The 20,226-nt window shown below is 44.5% G+C and carries 20 protein-coding genes; 12 read left to right on the plus strand and 8 right to left on the minus strand.

Annotated elements, in window-relative coordinates; translation table 11 throughout:
• The 3 genes from DW251_RS02965 to DW251_RS02975 all read left to right on the plus strand — a co-directional run.
• A partial coding sequence (locus DW251_RS02965; RefSeq protein WP_207663349.1) for a hypothetical protein occupies nt 1–623 on the plus strand: 623 nt, incomplete at its 5' end.
• A 21-nt stretch (nt 624–644) separates the two neighbouring features.
• Complete coding sequence (locus DW251_RS02970) at nt 645–1,280, plus strand: sigma-70 family RNA polymerase sigma factor (protein ID WP_021868802.1); 636 nt, start codon at nt 645–647, stop codon at nt 1,278–1,280.
• Nucleotides 1,273–1,911 carry a hypothetical protein gene (locus DW251_RS02975; protein WP_147352212.1) on the plus strand — a complete coding sequence of 213 codons (639 nt, stop codon included), beginning with the start codon at nt 1,273–1,275 and terminating at the stop codon, nt 1,909–1,911. Before DW251_RS02970 ends, DW251_RS02975 begins: the two co-directional genes overlap by 8 nt.
• Before the next feature lie 215 nt (nt 1,912–2,126).
• Here the strand turns inward: DW251_RS02975 and DW251_RS02980 are convergent, their stop codons facing one another.
• From DW251_RS02980 to DW251_RS03015, 8 genes are all read right to left on the minus strand, one after another.
• Nucleotides 2,127–2,972, minus strand: a complete 846-nt coding sequence (locus tag DW251_RS02980; protein WP_118300207.1) for an alpha/beta hydrolase — start codon at nt 2,970–2,972, stop codon at nt 2,127–2,129.
• A 69-nt stretch (nt 2,973–3,041) separates the two neighbouring features.
• Entirely contained in the window at nt 3,042–3,611 is a 570-nt protein-coding gene (locus DW251_RS02985; RefSeq protein ID WP_021868701.1) for a nitroreductase family protein, read from the minus strand.
• 73 nt (nt 3,612–3,684) lie between these two features.
• Nucleotides 3,685–4,083, minus strand: a complete 399-nt coding sequence (locus DW251_RS02990) for a metal-dependent transcriptional regulator (protein ID WP_118300300.1) — start codon at nt 4,081–4,083, stop codon at nt 3,685–3,687.
• Nucleotides 4,084–4,272: 189 nt separating this feature from the next.
• Nucleotides 4,273–5,376 (minus strand): ABC transporter substrate-binding protein, encoded by a 1,104-nt coding sequence (locus DW251_RS02995; protein WP_021868699.1) that lies wholly within the window; start codon nt 5,374–5,376, stop codon nt 4,273–4,275.
• Between the two features lie 28 nt (nt 5,377–5,404).
• Nucleotides 5,405–6,196, minus strand: coding sequence for an ABC transporter permease (locus DW251_RS03000; protein ID WP_021868698.1), 792 nt, complete (start codon nt 6,194–6,196; stop codon nt 5,405–5,407).
• Nucleotides 6,196–7,038 carry an ABC transporter permease gene (locus DW251_RS03005; RefSeq protein ID WP_021868697.1) on the minus strand — a complete coding sequence of 281 codons (843 nt, stop codon included), beginning with the start codon at nt 7,036–7,038 and terminating at the stop codon, nt 6,196–6,198. Before DW251_RS03005 ends, DW251_RS03000 begins: the two co-directional genes overlap by 1 nt.
• Nucleotides 7,031–8,107 carry an ABC transporter ATP-binding protein gene (locus tag DW251_RS03010; protein ID WP_021868696.1) on the minus strand — a complete coding sequence of 359 codons (1,077 nt, stop codon included), beginning with the start codon at nt 8,105–8,107 and terminating at the stop codon, nt 7,031–7,033. Before DW251_RS03010 ends, DW251_RS03005 begins: the two co-directional genes overlap by 8 nt.
• Before the next feature lie 63 nt (nt 8,108–8,170).
• Nucleotides 8,171–8,704 carry a helix-turn-helix domain-containing protein gene (locus tag DW251_RS03015; protein ID WP_118300301.1) on the minus strand — a complete coding sequence of 178 codons (534 nt, stop codon included), beginning with the start codon at nt 8,702–8,704 and terminating at the stop codon, nt 8,171–8,173.
• Nucleotides 8,705–9,010: 306 nt separating this feature from the next.
• On the opposite strand from DW251_RS03015, the gene DW251_RS03020 reads away from it, so the two are divergent.
• The 9 genes from DW251_RS03020 to DW251_RS03060 all read left to right on the plus strand — a co-directional run bounded on the left by DW251_RS03020 (nt 9,011) and on the right by DW251_RS03060 (nt 20,213).
• The gene (locus DW251_RS03020; protein WP_021868694.1) at nt 9,011–10,069 is read left to right on the plus strand and encodes a lactonase family protein; all 1,059 of its coding nucleotides are present in this window, start codon (nt 9,011–9,013) and stop codon (nt 10,067–10,069) included.
• 4 nt (nt 10,070–10,073) lie between these two features.
• Nucleotides 10,074–11,186: a chorismate synthase gene (gene aroC / locus DW251_RS03025; RefSeq protein ID WP_021868693.1), complete on the plus strand. Its 1,113-nt coding sequence runs from the start codon at nt 10,074–10,076 to the stop codon at nt 11,184–11,186.
• A 4-nt stretch (nt 11,187–11,190) separates the two neighbouring features.
• Nucleotides 11,191–11,631, plus strand: a complete 441-nt coding sequence (rpiB, locus tag DW251_RS03030) for a ribose 5-phosphate isomerase B (protein WP_021868692.1) — start codon at nt 11,191–11,193, stop codon at nt 11,629–11,631.
• A 120-nt stretch (nt 11,632–11,751) separates the two neighbouring features.
• A complete protein-coding gene (locus tag DW251_RS03035; RefSeq protein ID WP_118300208.1) occupies nt 11,752–13,095 on the plus strand; it encodes an amidohydrolase in 1,344 nt (447 codons plus the stop codon).
• Between the two features lie 175 nt (nt 13,096–13,270).
• A complete protein-coding gene (locus tag DW251_RS03040) occupies nt 13,271–14,152 on the plus strand; it encodes a YitT family protein (protein ID WP_021868690.1) in 882 nt (293 codons plus the stop codon).
• A 255-nt stretch (nt 14,153–14,407) separates the two neighbouring features.
• A complete protein-coding gene (locus DW251_RS03045) occupies nt 14,408–17,035 on the plus strand; it encodes a cation-translocating P-type ATPase (RefSeq protein ID WP_021868689.1) in 2,628 nt (875 codons plus the stop codon).
• A 333-nt stretch (nt 17,036–17,368) separates the two neighbouring features.
• On the plus strand, nt 17,369–18,346 hold the full coding sequence (locus tag DW251_RS03050) for a uroporphyrinogen decarboxylase family protein (RefSeq protein ID WP_021868688.1): 978 nt from the start codon (nt 17,369–17,371) through the stop codon (nt 18,344–18,346).
• A 30-nt stretch (nt 18,347–18,376) separates the two neighbouring features.
• Entirely contained in the window at nt 18,377–19,330 is a 954-nt protein-coding gene (locus DW251_RS03055; RefSeq protein WP_021868687.1) for an ABC transporter permease, read from the plus strand.
• A gap of 16 nt (nt 19,331–19,346) precedes the next feature.
• Nucleotides 19,347–20,213 (plus strand): ABC transporter permease, encoded by an 867-nt coding sequence (locus DW251_RS03060; RefSeq protein WP_118300209.1) that lies wholly within the window; start codon nt 19,347–19,349, stop codon nt 20,211–20,213.
• Nucleotides 20,214–20,226 lie beyond the last annotated feature (13 nt).

Genomic DNA, 20,226 nt, shown 5'->3' on the forward strand with positions numbered 1-20,226 from the left:
GCAATTCGGTATCAGAGGGGTCAAAATACCTTTTGACCCCAACATCATATTTTATAGATACGAAAGGACTTATAAAAATGAGAAAATTAATGTTAGTTTTAATGTGTGCAACAACAATGACTTCTATGGCAGCATGTGGAGCCAAAGAACCCGTAACGCCAGAGGTAACAAAAGCAGTAACAGAAACCAAAACAGCAGAAGAACAAGAAACGGTTAGTGAAACTGTGGGTATGCCAAATCCATGGACAGACTGTAAAAATCTGAACGAGGCAGAAGATAATGTTGGATTTTCAATCACAGTTCCAGAAAAGATCGATGGTTATACACGGACCATGATTCAGACATTAGACAAAGAAGTCATCCAGGTATTTTACGAAAAAGACGATCAGTCAGATAGCACTATTCTTATTAGAAAAGGAATTGGTTCTGATGACATCAGCGGTGATTACAACACATACAACGAGAAAACACAGTTGGATATAAATAAAAACCAGATAATGGAACAGGGCAATGACGGAAAAGTTATGCTGGCAACATGGACAGATGCAGGCTATACTTACTCTGTAAGCACTCCGGGACTGAGTGAGAGTGAAATGGAAAATATCATCCAGCAGATAGAGTGATGAGGATAAAGGAACCAAACGATGAATAGTATCAGCAACATCAGTATTTTACCGGAAATAAACAGCACGTCCATATGGCATACATTGGTAGATAATGTGCTTAATGGTATTGCATATCTGTTTGCAGCCATATTGTCAACCAGGGCAAGAAAGATAGAAACGGCGCCTGTGGGTGTTTTGCAAAATACATCAGCTATAGAAACAGTATTGGATATCTATGGTAATGCAATCCTGCGGCTTGCATACTCCTATCTCCATAACATGAGTGATGCCGAGGACATCCTGCAGGATACCCTGATCAAATATATGCAATCATCTCCTGCGTTCCTTACCGAAAGCCATAAAAAAGCATGGCTTCTTCATGTAGCAGCTAATTTAAGCAAAAACAAAATAGATTATAACAAGATCCGGGAAACAGACGAACTGGAAGAAACATTGGTGGCAGAAGAAAGAGAAGATCTGTCCTTTGTATGGGAAGCAGTAAAAGCATTGCCAGAAAAATACAGAGAAGTGCTTCACCTCTACTATCAGGAAGGTTATCCCACCAAAGAGATCAGTAAGATCCTGAACCGCAACGAAAGCAGCATCCGGTCCGATCTGAAACGAGGCAGAGAAGCCTTAAAACAAGTATTAAAGGCGGCGTATGATTTTGAGTAAATCTTATCATGAGATCATGGAAAAAATAGAAGTTACCGATGAAATGCGTACTCATATACTGAATAATGTATCCAGACAAGTATCCAATACTTCGCACAAGGTGGTCACATTCCCACACTTGCGGAAAATGGCATCCATTGCTGCCTGCACCGCACTTTTGCTCATAGGCGGAACCATGATGAAAAATGCCTTTTACCCATCATCCACCGATCCCAATCCAGAACTGGCAGGAAGCGTATACGGTATGGAAGAATGTAAGTCCCTTGCAGAACTGACCAAAAAAGCCGGTTTCAATGTAAAAGACATCTCTGAAGCAGATATGCCATTTAAAGTTATGTCTACTTCTTACCTCTGGTGCTGGAACGAATTTGCCCAGATCATATATGAGGGGACCGATAATTCCCTGACTTACAGAAAAACAAGTGGAACAGACGACATCTCCGGTGATTACAACCAGTATGAACAGATATTAGATAAAGTTGTAAACGGTGTTGATATTACAATAAAAGGCAATCATGATAAATATTATCTTGCAACCTGGACAACACAAGACTTTTCATACTCCCTTTCTGTTGATGAAGGCATTGATCTGGAAACAATATTAAACATCATCCAAAACTCTATGGAATAAAAAGCTTCTTTAATTTTTACTCCTTGTATACACAGGCCGTATTTCACTTATCGATTGTCCACATCCCCGGCGCAGCTGTCCGAATGCAGCGGACGTAGTCCGATGCAGGCGAACAGGTGCATGTCGAAAGCCAGTGGACAATGATAAGTGAAATGTTAGGCCGTTTTCTTCACAACTTAAAACCTCACACTGCCAATTTCTCAGCATTCACATTCTCACAGCTGCTTCTCAATCCAGCGTATCGCTAGCCCCATCCAACTATCACAATAAGGCTCCAGATATTTCTGATCGATTCCCTGGGTTTCTTCTGTCCCAAGCGCGATCCCATGAGGCCCCACCGGATACAAATGCGCCTCCACATTTACTCCGGCCTTTCTTAAAGCCTGTAAAAGCAACAGGCTGTTCTCTACCGGCACTGACTGGTCCGTCCAGGTATGCCATAAAAAAGTTTTTGGAACCTGAGGACCCACCTGATACTCTAAGGACAGAAGCCTGCGAAGTTTTTCATCCTTCTTAGAAGCCTCAGCTCCCATAAGACATTCAAATGACCCTTTATGACAATATTCTCCAGAAGTAATAACCGGATAACAAAGGATCATCCCATCCGGCCGTATCATTTCCGGCTTTACCCCCAAAGCCCCATACAACCATTCCCCATCCCAGAACACGCCCAGACAGCATGCCAGATGCCCGCCTGCAGAAAAGCCCGAAACAGCGATCCTGTCCACATCCACATTCCACTCATCCCCATGCTCCCGTATCACCTTCATAGCAAGAGCCAGCTCCATCAAAGCCCGAGGAAACACATCCGGCGCCAGACTGTAATGAAGCACAAAAACATGAAAACCAGCAGCCAGATACTTCATAGCGATGGGCTGGTCTTCTCTGGTAGAAAGTGTACGGTATCCGCCGCCTGGGCAAAGCAGCACAGCCGGCCTCTTTTTATCCAGAATACCATCCACCGGTTCCAAAATATAAGCAGTAAGATCCGCCGGACCACCGAAAACAGGCTTTTTAGTCTGTTTAGAAGTAACTTCAATAGAAATATGCTTAACCATCATATCAGAAATCTCCTTCCCAAAATGCAAAAAGACGGCCACGCCCTGTGACCGCCTAAATTTTCAAACATCCTAAACCAGAATATCTTCCAACGCCCGTTTCGGCACATAATGCACCTGATTCTCATCCCGGTAATAAGTTGTACTGCCATCCTCGCCAACCGGCACCATACGAACTTCTTCCTTCGGCTTACCAAGAGCCAGCACCAGCGCAAGACTATAACGCTGTGGATCAAGCTCAACAGCTTCTAAGATCTCAACACGTTTGCAGCTTCCGATCATACAGCCGCCATATCCCTTCTCAACAGCAGAAAGCATGATCGTCTGGGAAACAATGCCCTCATCCCACATCAGATTTTTTCCAATAGAAAGATCCTCAAGTACCAGCACATAAGCACTTGGACGTTCTCCATCTGCAGGTCCGTCCCAGTCCTTTAAGGCACCGGCCCATAACAAAGACGGGAATACTTTTGCACACTCTTCAGGTGTAGAGATCAGCTTAAACTTAAGCCCCTGGCAGTTCTTTGTACAACCGGTCAGACGGGCTGTATCCACCATATCCTTCAGGTCTTCATAAGGAATAGAAACCTCCTGAAAAAAACGGCGGTAAGAACGACATTTCTTCACAAGATCCTTTAACATAACAATCCCTCTTTCATAGCTCAAAAATTTATTGTTTGGCATATCAAAGAGGCGCCGGTGGCGCCTTTGCTGATTACTCTTCTTCCTTCATATCAGCAGGAAGCTCATTTCCCTGAGTAATATGTTTCTTAATAGCCTGGAAACTCTGGGAGCTGAGAACATGCTCGATCTTGCAGGCATCTTCCACAGCGGTTTTTTCGTCCACGCCCAGGTAGATCAGCCAGTTAGACAGCATAATATGACGCTCATACATCTTATCAGCAATATCCTGACCAGTCTGGGTCAGAGTGATGTGGCCCTGGTCATCCATGTGGATATAGCCATTTTCACGCAGGTTCTTCATGGCAACGCTGACACTTGGTTTGGAAAAGCTTAATTCATTTGCAATATCAATGGAACGCACATAAGGTTTATGCTTGCTGAGCATATGTATGGTCTCCAGATAATTTTCAGCAGATTCCTGTATTTTCACAACAACACGCCCTTTCATTAGAACTCAAAGTAGCCGTAGAGCGCATCCGAAAATCGTGACAAAAATTTTCAGACACGCTCCCACTAATTACAATAATTTTATCATAGAAAAATCATATTTACAAGTAATGGAAATTGCAATAAATCCTTATTGATAAAATTCCCTGAAAAATAAATTTTGGCATGAAAGTTACTGTGCCTTAACTTCTTTCCACATTTCATTATAAATATTATCCGTATCATCACCAAGATAGCGCAGGATCTCACTGTTTTTCATTGCCGGAGAGTCCATATCCGGGAACAGGGCTTCATTATTCTGTAGTTCTTCATCAGAAAGCTCATATGCGCCTGTATTTGGAGTAGAATAGGTGATGTAGTCAAAATTCTTCTTTGCAATATCAGGACGGCATAAGAAATTGATCCATTTTTCAGCCGCTTCTTTATTTTCTGCATTTTTCGGAACAACCCAGCAGTCGATCCAGAGAGTGGTTCCCTCTTCCGGAACTACATATTCCAGGTCATAATCCAGACCAAGTTCTTCAATCTGTTCCTGGATGTAAAGCATTTCGCCAGAGTAAATAACGCCTTCTGCAGCTTCACCGTTGATCATTTTATCTCTTACCTGGTCAATAACATAAGCCTGTACCAGAGGTTTCTGCTGGATCAGCATATCCCTTGCTTCAGCTAGTTCTTCCGGGTTGGAAGTATTTAAAGAATAGCCTTTCTGCTTTAATGCGATCATAAATGCATCGCGGATACTGTTCTGCATCAGGATCTCATCAGAAAGTTTCGGATCCCACAGATTAGCCCAGCTGGTTGGCTTCGGAACCCCTAACTGCTCTAACATCTGCTTATTATAAAGAATACCTACAGTACCCCAGCAGTAAGGAACTGCATACTGGTTTTTCGGGTCAAAATCCTTACTCATGTTCCAGTAATCATCCCCGATCTGCTTTGCGTTGGGGATATTATCATAATCCAGTTCGGCTAACATATTGTTGTCGATCATTCGTTGGATCATGTAGTCAGATGGACATACTACATCATATTTAACGCCGCCTGCTTCCACAACAGGATACATTTCTTCGTTTGTTTCAAAAACGTCATAGACAACAGAAATACCGGTTTCATCTTCAAACTGGGTAATAACATCCTCGTCAATATATTCGCCCCAGTTATATACTTTTAAGGTACCGCCGCCGCTTTCTGCCCCGGGAACTCCTAAAATAGCGATCGATACCACGCAGGAGCCTACAGCAGCTGCAGCAGCAGCCCAGAATGTACGCATTTTCATGATAGCTTAGATCCTCCAGTCTCTGATATTAGTCTTTTTCCGGCTGTTTACGGAAATTTGCAATAAGCAGTACCACCAGCACCACCACAAAGATAACAGTGCTTAAGGCATACATGGAAGGACGGATACCGCGGCGTACTTCACTGTAGATCAGGGTAGACAGAGTATTGATGCCGGCGCCCTTTGTAAAGTGGGTGATAATGAAATCATCCAGTGACATGGTAAATGCCAGAAGGAAACCGGAAAGTACACCTGGCATGATATCCGGGAAAACTACCTCAAAAAAGGCATAAGCCGGAGAAGCGCCAAGGTCTAAAGCTGCTTCATAAGTAGAGCGGTCTGTCTGCTTTAATTTTGGCATAACACTTAAAATAACATAAGGGATGTTAAATGTGATATGGGAAATAAGAACTGTCTTAAATCCCAGGGAAATGCCAAAAGCGATAAATGCCAGCATCAGTGCGATACCTGTTACGATATCTGCATTTAACATAGGAATGTTGGAGATGCTCATAAAAATATTTTTGGAAACAGGTTTCATATGGCTGATAGCGATCGCTGTTACAGTTCCAATAACAGTTGCCACCAGTGCGGAGATCATTGCTACTAACAGAGTCGTGTATAATGCATACATGATCGCCCGGCTTTCAAACATCTGTGTATACCAGCTTAAAGTAAAGCCGCCCCAGTGGGTCCTTGATTTTGACTGATTAAAAGAAAGGACCATCATAGTAAAAATCGGGGCATAAAGGAAGATAAGGATAATCACTAAATAAAAGTCGGAAATAAACTTCCGAAACCGTTCTTTGCCTTTTGTCATCAGAATGCCGTCCCTTCTCCGTTTTTATCGTATTTTGCGATCATGGCCATGCTGATCAGGATAAATACCATTAAGACCAGAGACAGACCGCTTCCCAAGTGCCAGTTATTTCCCTTTGTAAACTCCTGTTCAATTACATTACCGATCAGCAGGATCTTGCTTCCGCCTAACAGGTCGGAGATAACGAATGTGGTAAGGGAAGGCACGAATACCATGGTAATACCGCTGATAATACCTGGAAGGCTTAAAGGCAGCCAGATAAAGAACAGAGTCTGTAAAGTATTGGCGCCTAAGTCCTTTGCGGCATTGATGGTGTTGTCGTCAATTTTTGCAAGTACATTGTAGATAGGCAGTACCATGAATGGAAGGAAGTTGTATACCATTCCAAGGACAATGGCTGCCGGGGTGTTGATCAGGTTCTGCTTTGGCAGGTGAAGCCATGCCAGGATACCGTTGATCACACCATTTCTTTCAAGTAATGTCTGCCATGCCATAGTGCGCAGCAGGAAGTTCATCCACATAGGAAGGATGAAGATAAATACAATAAAGCCGCTGGCAGAGCTGCCTCTTCCGCGAAGGATCATGGCAAGAGGATATGCCAGGACCAGACAGAGGACTGTACTGATAAGAGACAGTCCAAGGGACAGCCATAAGGCCTTCCAGTGATCCGGGCTCATGATGGCTGTGATGTTTGCCAGTGTCAGGTTACCGTTTTTAGTTGTAATGCCGTACCAGAAAATAAGTGCCAGCGGAATGATGGTAAAACCGATCATCCAGATCAGATAAGGACCGGAGAGCAGTGCCCGTCCAATAGCCACGGATTTTTTTTTATCATTATTCATTGACTCCCAGTGCCTCCTCATCTTCAGAAGCAGGCTTATTCATGATCTGAATGTCGAAAGGATCTACATGAAGTCCTACCTGCTGGCCAACTGGGAACATATCGGTGGAGTGTACCAGCCACTCAAAACCATCCGGGGTAGTCACTTCCATTTCATAGTGAACGCCCTTAAAGATCAGGTGGGTGACAACACCCTGAAGTGTGCCTTCTTCCGGCTTTAACAGGTCAATATCCTCAGGGCGGATCACAACGTCTACAGGTTTGTTGTTTCCAAAGCCCTTGTCAACACAGGCGAATTTTGCTCCGAAGATCTCGACCAGTTCATCATGGATCATAAGGCCAGGTACAATGTTGCTCTCACCGATAAAGTCGGCAACGAAAGCATTTTCCGGCTCATTGTAGATCTGCTCCGGGGAACCCATCTGCTGGATATAGCCCTGGTTCATAACTACGATGGTATCAGACATAGTAAGTGCTTCTTCCTGGTCATGGGTAACATAGATAAAGGTAATGCCTAACTCATTTTTCAGTCGGATCAGCTCATACTGCATGTCCTGGCGCAGCTTCAGGTCCAGAGCGCCTAAAGGCTCGTCAAGGAGCAGGACACGCGGCTCATTTACAATGGCTCTTGCAATGGCGATACGCTGCTGCTGACCGCCGGAAAGAGAGATAACATCCCTTTTTTCAAAACCGGACAGGTTTACCAGCTTTAAGGCATATTTGATCTTATCGTCAATGTAGCTCTTTGGCTTGTTTTTGATCTTTAAGCCGAAAGCAATGTTTTCCGCAATGGTCATATGTGGGAACAGAGCGTATTTCTGGAATACAGTGTTTAACTGGCGCTTGTTTGGCGGCAGCTTGGTAATGTCCTGACCGTCAAAAATAACGTTTCCCTTATCAGGCGGGGTAAAACCGCCTAAAATACGCAGAGTAGTGGATTTTCCGCAGCCGCTGGGACCCAGTAAGGTCACGAAGCTGTTTTCTTTTATAGAAAGGTTCAGGTCATCTAAGACCATTTCCCCGTCAAAGCTTTTTGAAATATGCTGTAAATCAATCAATGGCTGGCTCATGTGCGCAGTTCTCCTTTTTCGTAGGTGTGGTGATCCGTTCTCCCAAAGTTTCGGGAGGACATACTAAAAGCTTGGTGGTGAGCTGACCCAGATCAGGGTTGCCCCGTTTTTACTGGACAGGAAATGGGTTTTGTCAGCTGTATAATAAAAGGATTCCCCTTTTTTGGCTTTATAAGTCTTATTTCCCAGATGGATAGACACAGCTCCCTGAAGGACGTAGCCAAATTCTTCTCCTTCATGAGGTGTGTCCGGACAGGTAGAGCCACCGGCCTGTAAGGTCAGGTAAATGGGCTCTATGGTATTTTTCTGGGCATTGGGAATGATCCATTTGATCTCGTTTTTGTATTCGGTGTCTTCCTTAACAAAATAGTCCTGTTTTCCGAATACGATCTGTTCATCAGGAGCCTCGTTGAAAAACTCTCCGATACTGGTACCAAGGCACTGCAGGATGTCCATAAGGGTGGTGATGGAAGGGGAGGTAAGATTGCGCTCCAGCTGGGAAATAAATCCCTTGGAAAGCTCGGAACGGTCCGCCAGTTCCTCCTGCGTCAGTCCTTTTAAAACACGCAGTTCTTTCAGTTTGTTGCCGATATCCATGATATCCTCCTGTTTTACCTGTAAGTAACATTTCTTATACACAAAGTTTACAAATACTAACTGAATATAAAAATAAGCAAAAAGTTTAGTATTATTAAACAAAGTCGAGTTCCATTATACATTAAATGAGAATAGTGTCAATACCTTTTCTGAAACTTACAGGTTAACAAATAATTAAATGTATGGTATGATGAACGCATGGAAAAATAAGCGCGAACGGAACCGTCTGCAGCAGCAGACAACAGAGCACATTGGTGCGTGTCCGTGAGTGGAAAAACACAGACAATATCCAGGGAGGTAAGCTGTATGAGCGGTAAGTATATGGCGTATGTGGGTTCCTATTCCTATACGGGAAAAGCAAAGGGAATCACCGTATTTGATGTAGATGTAGAAAATGGAATGTTTAAAGAGCGCTGCGAGATCGAAGTGGACAATTCTTCTTATGTAATTGCATCCAGTGACGGAAAGACACTGTATTCCATTGCAGATGAAGGCGTTGTATCTTTCCGTATCCTTCCAAACGGAAGCCTGGCACGTTTAAACAGTGCCCCGATCCGTGGAATGAGAGGCTGCCACCTTTGTACCGATGAAGAGGATAAATATGTATTCGTTTCCGGTTATCACGATGGAAAGACTACGGTATTAAGTCTGAACCCGGACGGTTCTGTAGGAAAGATCGTAGACGGTGTATTTGACAGAGGATACGGCAGTGTGGCAGAGCGTAACTTCCGCCCGCATGTGACCTGCACCAGAAGAATGCCTGACAACCGCTTTGTACTCAGTGTAGATAATGGTATTGACCAGGTTAAAATCTACCGTTTTAATGATAAAGAACAGAGATTAGTCCAGGTAGACGCCATCCGCTGTGAGTTAGAGTCTGCGCCAAGACATTTCCGTTACAGCAAAGACGGAAAATTCATTTATCTGATGTATGAATTAAAGAAAGCAATTGATGTATACACCTACAAGACTGGAGACAGAGCACCTGTGATCGAAAAGATCCAGACCATTTCCACCACTTCTACCAAGAAGCCGGACAACCTGACTGCTGCCTGCGCCATGAGAATGTCTGTTGACCAGAAATACATATATTGCACCAATGCAGGAGAAAATACCATTAGTGTTTACAAGAGAGATGAGGAGACAGGCCTTCTGACCATGATATGCTGTCTGCCGATCAGCGGCGCATATCCAAAGGATGTAGCTGTATTCCCGGATGGAAGACATATTGCTTCTGTAAACCATGACAGCGGCACCATCAGTTTCTTTAAAGTAGATTATGAAAAAGGCCTTCTGGTTATGAGCGGAAGAAGTATTCCTGTAAATGAACCTAACTGCTGTGCCATTGTAAAAATAGGAGATTAATAACATGTCAGGTTCAGTATACGGAACGATTTTTAAGATAAGTACCTGGGGAGAGTCCCATGGGGCAGGCGTTGGCGTTGTAGTGGACGGCTGTCCAGCAGGACTTCCTTTAAATGAAGAAGATATCCAGAAATATTTAGACCGGAGAAAACCGGGACAGAGCAAATTTACCACAGCCAGAAGCGAAGGAGATAAGGCAGAGATCTTATCCGGTGTTTTTGAGGGAAAAACAACAGGAACACCAATCTCTATTGTGATCCGCAACACAGACCAGCGCTCCCGTGATTACAGCAATATTATGGATGTATACCGTCCGGGCCATGCAGATTATACCTTTGATGAAAAGTATGGCTTTCGTGATTACCGGGGCGGCGGACGTTCTTCCGGAAGAGAGACCATTGGAAGAGTGGCAGCAGGTGCTGTAGCAGCAAAGCTCCTTGAAAGCCTTGGAATTACGGTTCAGGCATACACCAGTGCAGTGGGACCTGTAAAGATCGACCATTCTAAGATGGATCTGGAAGAAATTTCCAATAACCGCCTGTATATGCCGGATAAAAAAGCGGCAGCAGAGGCAGAGAGTTATCTGGAAGATATGATACAGAGGAAAGACTCCTGCGGCGGTGTGATCGAGTGTGTTGTAAACGGACTTCCTGCAGGCGTAGGAGAACCTGTTTTTGATAAGCTGGATGCTGCGCTGGGAAAAGCCATTATGTCCATCGGCGCTGTAAAAGGCTTTGAAATCGGAGATGGCTTTGAAGCAGCCGCCTCTTTAGGCTCTCAGGATAACGACTGCTTTATTATAGGAAAAGACGGAAGACCATGTAAAGTCACCAATCATTCCGGCGGCACCTTAGGGGGCATGAGTGATGGAAGTACGTTGGTGATGCGGGCGGCATTTAAGCCAACACCGTCTATTTCACAGATACAGAAAACAGTAGACCGCTATGGAAAAGAGCGGGAGATCGAGATCAAGGGCCGCCATGACCCGGTGATCGTTCCAAGAGCTGTGGTAGTAGTGGAAGCAATGGCTGCTCTTACAGTGGCAGATCTGCTTTTGATGTCCATGACATCCAGATTAGATAAAATAAAAAAGTTTTTTAAGAAAGAGGAGATTTAGTATTATGAAGATCGCAATGGGAAATGACCATACAGCCATTGAGCTGAAGAACATCATCAAGGAATTTGTTGAGAGCAAGGGATACGAAGTGATCGACCTTGGAACCAACAGCACAGAAAGCTGCGATTATCCGGTTTACGGTGAAAAAGTAGGACGCGCAGTTGCTTCCGGTGAAGCTGATCTGGGTATTGCTATCTGCGGTACCGGCGTAGGTATCTCTTTAGCAGCAAACAAGGTAAAAGGCATCCGCGCCTGCGTATGCAGCGAGCCATATACTGCAAAGCTTTCCAGAATGCACAACAACTCCAATGTCCTTGCATTTGGCGCAAGAGTGGTAGGCAGCGAGTTAGCTAAGATGATCACAGAAGCATGGCTGGATGCAAAGTTTGAAGGCGGACGTCATGAGCGCCGTGTTCAGATGTTAATGGATATTGAAAACAGATAAGTAACAGATCTGCGGATGTACGCAGTCTGTAAGGCAGTTTCAGGCGTTTCGGACCAATAGTTTCGGAGCGCCTGAAATTATATGGACAGGTTGTATGGGGAAAACAAGGAGGAAGGCAAAATGGGAGTACAGTTAGACGAAACAGAGAAACGTATTGTGGATCTGATCGAGGCAAACAGAGATGAGATCATAGCTTTTGCAAGAGATATGTATACACATGCGGAGCTTGGATACAAGGAATTTAAGACTGCGGAAAAATTTACCCGGTTGATGAAAAAGTTAAATCTCCCTGTAAAAGAGCATCTGGCAGTTACAGGCGTAAAGGCATATTTAAACGAAGAGAAAAAGGACAATGTAAGTCTGGCGCTGATCGGGGAATTAGACGCTCTTCGCATTCCGGAACATAAATACGCAAATCCGGAAACCCAGGCAGCCCACTGCTGCGGTCATCATGCCCAGATGGCAGGTGTGATCGGGGCGGCTTTCGCTCTTACAGATTCGAAAGTTAAGGAGACCTTAGACGGTCAGGTGGTATTTTTTGCTGTTCCTGCAGAGGAATATGGGGAGATCGAATTTAAAAACCAGCTGACAAAAGAGGGAAAGATCCGCTATGGCGGTGGAAAATGCGAGTTGATCCGCATTGGCGCTTTTGATGATATTGACCTGGATATCGTACATCACACAGAAGATGAGGATATCTGCGTAGGTGCTACTTCTAATAACGGTTTTGTTTCCAAGGTCATCCGCTATAAAGGAGTGGCTGCCCATGCAGCAGGTGCGCCATATAAGGGAATTAATGCTTTAAATGCGGCTTCTCTTGGTCTTTCAGCCTTAGCCTATCAAAGAGAAACATTTAAGGATGAAGACCATGTAAGAGTCCATCCCATCATTACAAAAGGCGGCAATCTGGTCAATGTAGTTCCGGATGAGGTAGTGATCGAAACCCTGGTGCGTGCCTCAAATAAAGACGCCATTGCAGACGCAGCCTTTAAGACCGACCGTGCATTTAAGGCAGGTGCAGCTGCCATTGGAGCCACCTGCCAGATCACAACAGCCCCAGGGTATCTTCCAACTTTAAAAACACCGGCAGATGAAGATGTACTTGCGGCAGCTAAGATCGCAGCAGCCACCAGCGAAAAGGAGTATACCGTAGTGGAGAAAGATATCACTCATCATTCTGGCGGTTCTACGGATGTAGGAGATGTACAGCACATCCAGCCTGTGCTTACTTTTAATACAGGCGGAAAAGTAAATGGACTTCATACAGTAGACTTTGATATTGTAGATGAAGAACTGGCTTATATTGTCACTGCCAAGATCTTCGCCCTGTCTGCATATCGCCTGCTTAGAAACGGGGCTATAAAGGCAAAGGAGATCGTTAAGAATTATCATCCGGTATTTACAAAAGAAGAGTATATTCAGTATATGGACTCCTTTTTAACTTATGAGGAACAGAAAAACTGACGGAAAAATGATGAAGCAATGAAACCTGCTTGACAGAATGACCTCCGTTCTTTATACTGAAAATTGTATTAGGCAGAAGCCTTGATCCACGTCTGTTAGGGAAAATTCCCTGACAGGCGTGTTTTTTTATGATGAAAGTCCCGAATATTGGACGGGTAAGAGAGGGGAAAACAAAATGGAAACAAATACAGAAAACTGGAAAGACCATTTACAAAAAGGCGGCTCGCTGATGATCGTCATACTGGGAAATATACTGTATGCCCTGGCTGTAAAGCTGTTTCTGATGCCTGCGGGCCTGCTTACAGGGGGGACGACAGGTATCGGTCTGGCATTAAACAGGAGTTTTGGGATCCCGGTAGCCACCTTTGTACTTATATTTAATGTAACCATGCTTCTCATCGGCTGGAAGGTCATGGGACGAAAATTTGCTCTGACAACCGTTGTAAGTACCTTCGTATATCCGATTGCACTGGGATTTTTTGAGAAAGTCTTTGGAGATCTGGTGCTTACCCAGGATCTGTTTTTATGTACCATCTTTTCCGGATTGGGAATTGGCGGTTCTTTAGGCATTGTGATCCGTGCAGGGGCTTCCACAGGAGGAATGGATATCCCACCGCTGGTGTTGAACCATTACTTTAAAATTCCTGTTTCCGTTTCCATGTATGTGTTTGATTTCTGCATTTTACTGGCCCAGGCAGTGGGAAATCCACCGGAGAAAGTATTGTATGGCCTGATCCTGGTAATGACATATACACTGGTGTTAGATAAACTGATGCTTATGGGAACCACCCGTACAGAAGTAAGAGTCATCAGTGAACGTGCCCAGGAGATAAGGGAAGCTATTTTGGCGGAAATGGACCGCGGCGTTACCATGCTTTCCGGCGAGACCGGCTATTTAAAACAGGAGACCCAGATGATCTTCAGTGTAATCTCCAACAGGGAGGTTCCAAAGATCGAAAAGCTGATCCACACCATTGATCCGGAAAGCTTTATGGTAGTAAACCGTGTCAGCGAAGTAAGCGGCCGTGGATTTTCCATGAAAAAGCGGTACAGATAAATTTCACCGTTGACATTTTGCAGTCTGCTGTGTTATTTTAAGTTTAGATATCAGGGAGTAGTTCACACAGATTTTTCTGTGTTGTGCTGGTCGTCATCACGCGGCAGGATAATGAAGATACATTAGGCCTGCAGCCGGGCAGTACACATGTATATGGAGCGAGACTTTTATTGCATATTTTTGGTGCAATAAAAGTCCCGCTCTTTTGTTTTTCTGGAACATTTCCGATCATACTAAAACAAAGGAGAGAACATTATGACAGAGAAAAATATGTGGAACCTGTCACCGCAGGAGGCGCTAAAAGCCTGTCAGGCATCAGAACAGGGACTGACTACAGAACAGGCAGAAAAGATCCGTCTGGAAAAAGGGGAAAATGTACTCTTAGAGGAAAAAAAGAAAAGTGCTTTTCAGGTCTTTTTAGACCAGTTTAAGGATCTGATGGTAGTGATCCTGATCGGTGCAGCTATCATATCCATGTTTTCTGGAAATGAAGAAAGCACCATTGTTATTTTTGCAGTCCTTGTGATGAATGCGGTCCTTGGAACTGTGCAGCATATGAAGGCAGAAAAGTCCTTAGAGAGTTTAAAACAGCTGTCTGCGCCGGATGCCAAGGTTATAAGAGATGGCAGAAAGCAGGAAATACCGGCAAAAGATGTAGTTCCGGGGGATATCCTGGAATTAGAGGCTGGGGACATGGTGGCTGCAGACGGAAGGATCCTTCATAATTATTCCCTGCAGGTCAATGAAAGCTCCCTTACGGGAGAGTCTACTAATGTAGATAAGCAGGAGATGGCACTAAATGGAGAGGCAGCGCTGGCAGACCGCACCAATATGGTCTATTCCGGCAGCCTAGTAACTTACGGAAGAGCCACTGTTCTTGTTACAGCAACAGGTATGAATACGGAGATCGGTAAAATAGCAGGGCTGATGAACGGGGCAGAAGAACGGAAAACACCGTTACAGAAAAGCCTGGATCAGTTCAGTGGAAAACTGGCAGTCCTGATCATGGTAGTCTGTGCCCTGGTGTTTGCCCTTTGCATGTTCCGGAAAATGAGCCTTCTGGATGCACTGTTATTTGCAGTAGCCCTGGCAGTAGCAGCGATCCCGGAAGCACTGACTTCCATCGTTACCATTGTCCAGGCATTTGGAACCCAGAAAATGGCAAAAGAAAATGCCATTATCAAGAAATTAAAGGCAGTGGAAAGCTTAGGCTGTGTATCTGTGATCTGTTCTGACAAAACAGGAACACTGACCCAGAATAAGATGACGGTACAGCAGGTTTATGTAGATGGAAAGGTGATCGACGGGAAAGAGTTAGATCTTACAGACCAGACACAGCGTTATCTTCTTTATGATGCAGTACTGACTAATGATTCCAGCATTGTAGACGGCAAAGGAATTGGTGATCCGACAGAATACGCTCTTTTGGAGATGTTTCGTAAGATCCAGGTCCTTCCGGACAGCTATTTTGGAAAAATGGGAATGCATGAGGATGCGTTAAGAAAGGTAATGGACCGTATAGAAGAGGTCCCTTTTGACTCTGACCGGAAACTGATGAGTACAAAATACCGGATCCACGGGGTGCCTACGATCCTTACAAAAGGTGCGGTAGATGTTCTGTTAGACCGCTGCGTATCTGTGCGCTATGGTGATGGGATCCGTCCTATGACAGAGGAAGAAAAAGAAAAGATCCGCCTGCAGAACCAGCACTTTTCAGAAAATGGTCTTCGTGTTCTGGCCTTTGCCTATAAGGAGTCCAATGAAATGCTTTGCGCCCAGGCAGAATGTGGTTATGTATTCCTGGGACTGATCTCCATGGTGGATCCTCCAAGACCGGAGTCTGTAAGGGCAGTGGCAGAGGCAAAGCAGGCAGGCATTAAGACAGTTATGATCACAGGCGACCATAAGGTAACGGCAACAGCCATTGCAAAGCAGATCGGCATTTTTGAGGAAGGGGATCTGGCACTTACTGGTATGGAATTAGATGCCATGAGTGAAGAAGAACTGGATCAGAAGATTGATAAAATATCCGTTTACGCCAGAGTTTCACCGGAAAATAAGATCCGCATTGTAGAAGGCTGGCAGAGACGGGGAAATATCGTTTCCATGACAGGAGACGGTGTGAATGATGCCCCGGCACTGAAAAAAGCAGATATTGGTGTTGCCATGGGAATTACAGGAACAGAGGTTTCCAAGGACGCTGCTGCCATGATCCTGGCAGATGATAACTTTGCTACGATCATTAAAGCTGTGGCAAATGGAAGAAATGTATACAGAAATATTAAAAATGCAGTGCTGTATCTTCTTTCCGGCAATACAGCTGCTATCTTTGCTGTATTATATACTTCCCTTATGGCTTTACCGGTGCCTTTCGCTCCGGTGCAGTTGCTGTTTATCAACCTTCTGACTGACTCCCTTCCGGCCCTTGCCATTGGCATGGAACCGGCAGATGAAGGCCTTTTAAAAGAAAAGCCGAGAGATCCGAAAGAAGGGCTGATGACAAAAGATTTCATGATCCAGATGGCAGCCCAGGGTGTGTTGATCGCAGCAGTAGTCATAACTGCTTTTTATCTGGGATTAAGAAGCAGCACAGCGATGGCATCTACCATGGCATTTTCCACTTTAACACTGGCAAGACTGTTCCACGGATTTAACTGCAGGGGAAAGAAATCCATTTTTAAACTGGGCTTTGGCACCAATCCTTACAGTCTTTACGCTTTCGGAGCAGGTGCTCTGCTTTTAGGACTGGTGATTTTCATTCCTGGACTTCACCGTCTGTTCCAGGTACAGAGTATGCCGGTGGTATCTCTGCTCCAGGTGGCAGTTTTAGCGTTCATCCCGACTCTTATGATCCAGATGAAACGGCTGATCTGCAAAAAATGATGTGCAAAAACAATTGTAAATACAGAGCAGATCTATCGGAAATGTAAAAATTTGTAAAAAACACAAAAACAACTTGAAACCTACTGGAAAAGTAGGTAATATAAAGGGCAGCTATTAAGTTAGCTGCTCTTTTATGTTGTCATGCATCTGGAAAAAGCTTCCAGCGGCAGGTTTTATAAGTTTTGTGCGAAATGAGCAAAAAGAAAGTGCTTACAAAAAATAAGTTGTGCAAAGTATAAAGAAACTTGTTGACATTGGGCCGGATAAGGACTACAATTGTTGTAATAATATTAAAGATAATATTAAAAAGAATATTATAGGAGGATTAATAAAATGACAAAGCGCGAAAGAGTAATTGCAGCAATCGAAGGAAAGAAAGTAGATGCCATCCCGTCTTCATTCTCTCTGCACTTCCCAAAGAACCAGGCAGTAGGTGATGAGGCAGTAGCAGCTCATCTGAAATTCTTCAAAGAGACCGATACTGATATCGTAAAGGTTATGAATGAGCATCTGGTTCCTTACTATGGAATGATCCGCACACCAAAGGATTACTATGAACTGATCCCATCCTTCAGCAGAAACACCAACATCATCGAAGATCAGATCGAAATGACCAAGAAGATCATGGACGGAGTTGATAAGGACGCTTTCACCATGGGTACTTTACATGGTATGTGTGCTTCCGGTATCCATCCATTAGAGAAGATGGGTGAAGGCTACAACTACGATCAGGTTCGTCAGATGCAGGTAGACTTCCTCCGTTGGGATGAGAAAAAGATGTTAGACTCTATGGAAAGAATTGCTGATGGTATGTGCATCCTGGCTGAAAGATACATCAAGGACGCAGGCGTTGACTCTGTATACTATGCAGGTTTAGGCGCAGAGACCAGATGGTACACTGATGAAGAATTCGCAAAATGGATCAAACCATTTGACTTAAAGATCATGAAGGCAATCAAAGATGCAGGCGGCTACTGCTTCTTACATATGTGCAAGAGCGGCCTGAACATGAAGAGATACGATGAAGATTACGCTGCACTGGCAGATGTTGTAAACTGGGGCGTATACGAAGCACCAATGACTCTGGCAGACGGCAAGAAGCAGTTCCCGGGAAAGACCATCCTTGGCGGATTAGAGAACAGAAGCGGCGTTCTGGTAGATGGTGACGAGTACGACGTAAGAAGAGAAGTTATCAAGGTTGTTGAGAACTTCGGCAGAGAAGGATTTATCCTTGGCGCAGACTGCACACTGGCAACTGAGCAGGATCTGAAGCTGGTAAGAGCAGCAGTAGAGCAGGCAAGAAGCTTATAATTTACAGATCTTAAGAAAAGAGGGATGCAAATGCTCAGATATATAGGAAAAAGAATATTAATTGCAATACCTACTTTTTTGGGGATCACGGTTTTAGTATATGTGCTTTCTTCAATGGCTCCTGGTACACCTCTGGAAATGATCTTCAATGATCCTAATGCCACAGCAGAACAGATGGCAGCGATGAAAGCAAAGCTGGGACTGGACCAGCCGGTCATGATACAGTATTTTAACTGGCTGGTACAGCTCCTGCATGGAAATATGGGTGCATCCTACCGAACAGGACACGCCGTTTGGGCAGATATCTCCGAGCGTATCGGACCGACACTGCTCCTTACCATGTCCTCTCTGGTGTTCTCCATCCTGATCGCAATTCCTCTGGGAATCATGTCCGCATACAAGCCTTATACAGCCTGGGACTACATTTCCTCTGCGTTTTCCTTTATCGGAGCAGCCATCCCAAACTTCTTTGCAGGACTGGTATTTGTATATCTCCTTTCTGTAGTATTGAAGATCTTCCCAAGTGGAGGTATGTACGATACATCAGGTGTCAGAACCCTTCCGATGCTGTTACATCACCTATTCCTTCCAATGCTGGTCCTTTCCATCCAGCAGGTAGGAAGTCTGATCCGTCAGACCCGAGGCGCTATGCTTGATGTACTTCAGGAAGATTACATCCGTACTGCAAGAGCAAAAGGTGCGTTAGAAGGCAGAGTGCTTTTTAAACATGCTCTTCAGAACGCATTTATCCCGATCATCACCCGTATTGGTATGATGATCCCATTCTTAGTAGGCGGCGCTGTTGTTACAGAACAGATCTTTGCATGGCCGGGACTTGGAAGCCTGATGGTACTTTCCATCAACTCCCGTGATTATCCGGTGATCATGGGTATCACTGTTTTCATTGCAGCAGCTGTACTGATCGGTAACATGATCGTAGATCTTGTTTATGGTCTCTTAGACCCGAAGATCCGTTATTCGTAGGAGAGGAGTAGACGTAATGGCGAAAGAAAATAACAGAAGCTCCTATTTCGGGGACGTAGTCAAAAAATTCCTGGCCCATAGACTGGCTATGATGGGCACTATCGTACTGATCCTGGAAGTACTGGCAGTTGTCTTCCTTCCATCGATCATGAAGTTAGATCCTTATTCCATGGACTACATGGCATTTGGCGGTGCTCCTTCAGCTGAACATCTGTTAGGCTGTGATGACGTAGGAAGAGACTTGTTTGCCAGACTTATCTTTGGTGGCCGTGTATCACTGATGGTTGGTATCTGTTCCGCACTGATCAGTTTGGCCATCGGTGTTCCGTTGGGACTGTTTGCCGGATATTTCAGAGGCGCAGTGGAAACCGTTATCATGAGATGTGCAGACATCTTCATGTCATTCCCTAACATGATCCTGATCCTGGTTTTAGCCAGTGTTTTAGGACAGTCCGTAACAACTGTTACATTAGTAATCGGATTTCTTGGCTGGACAGAGTTTGCCAGACTGATCTATGCAAGCGTATTGTCTGTCAGGGAAAAGGATTACGTAGAATCAGCAAAAGCAATTGGTGCAAAGAACGGCACGATCTTACTTCGGTACGTTCTGCCAAACTCATTTGCACCGGTTATCATTTCCTTTACATTCAGAACCGCTCAGGCGATCATTACAGAGTCATCCTTAAGTTTCTTAGGACTTGGCGTACAGCCTCCGGAAGCTTCCTGGGGAAACATTCTGTATTATGCACAGTCCATCAGTGTCCTGTCCACAAAGCTGTATATGTGGGTACCCGCCGGTGTTGTACTGGTCCTTACTGTATTGAGCATTAACTTCATTGGTGACGGTATCCGTGATGCTCTTGATACCAAGATGAAGATTTAACGCTATATAGTTT

The organism is Clostridium sp. AM22-11AC, from assembly GCF_003473545.1.
Taxonomy (GTDB): Bacteria; Bacillota; Clostridia; order Lachnospirales; family Lachnospiraceae; genus Enterocloster.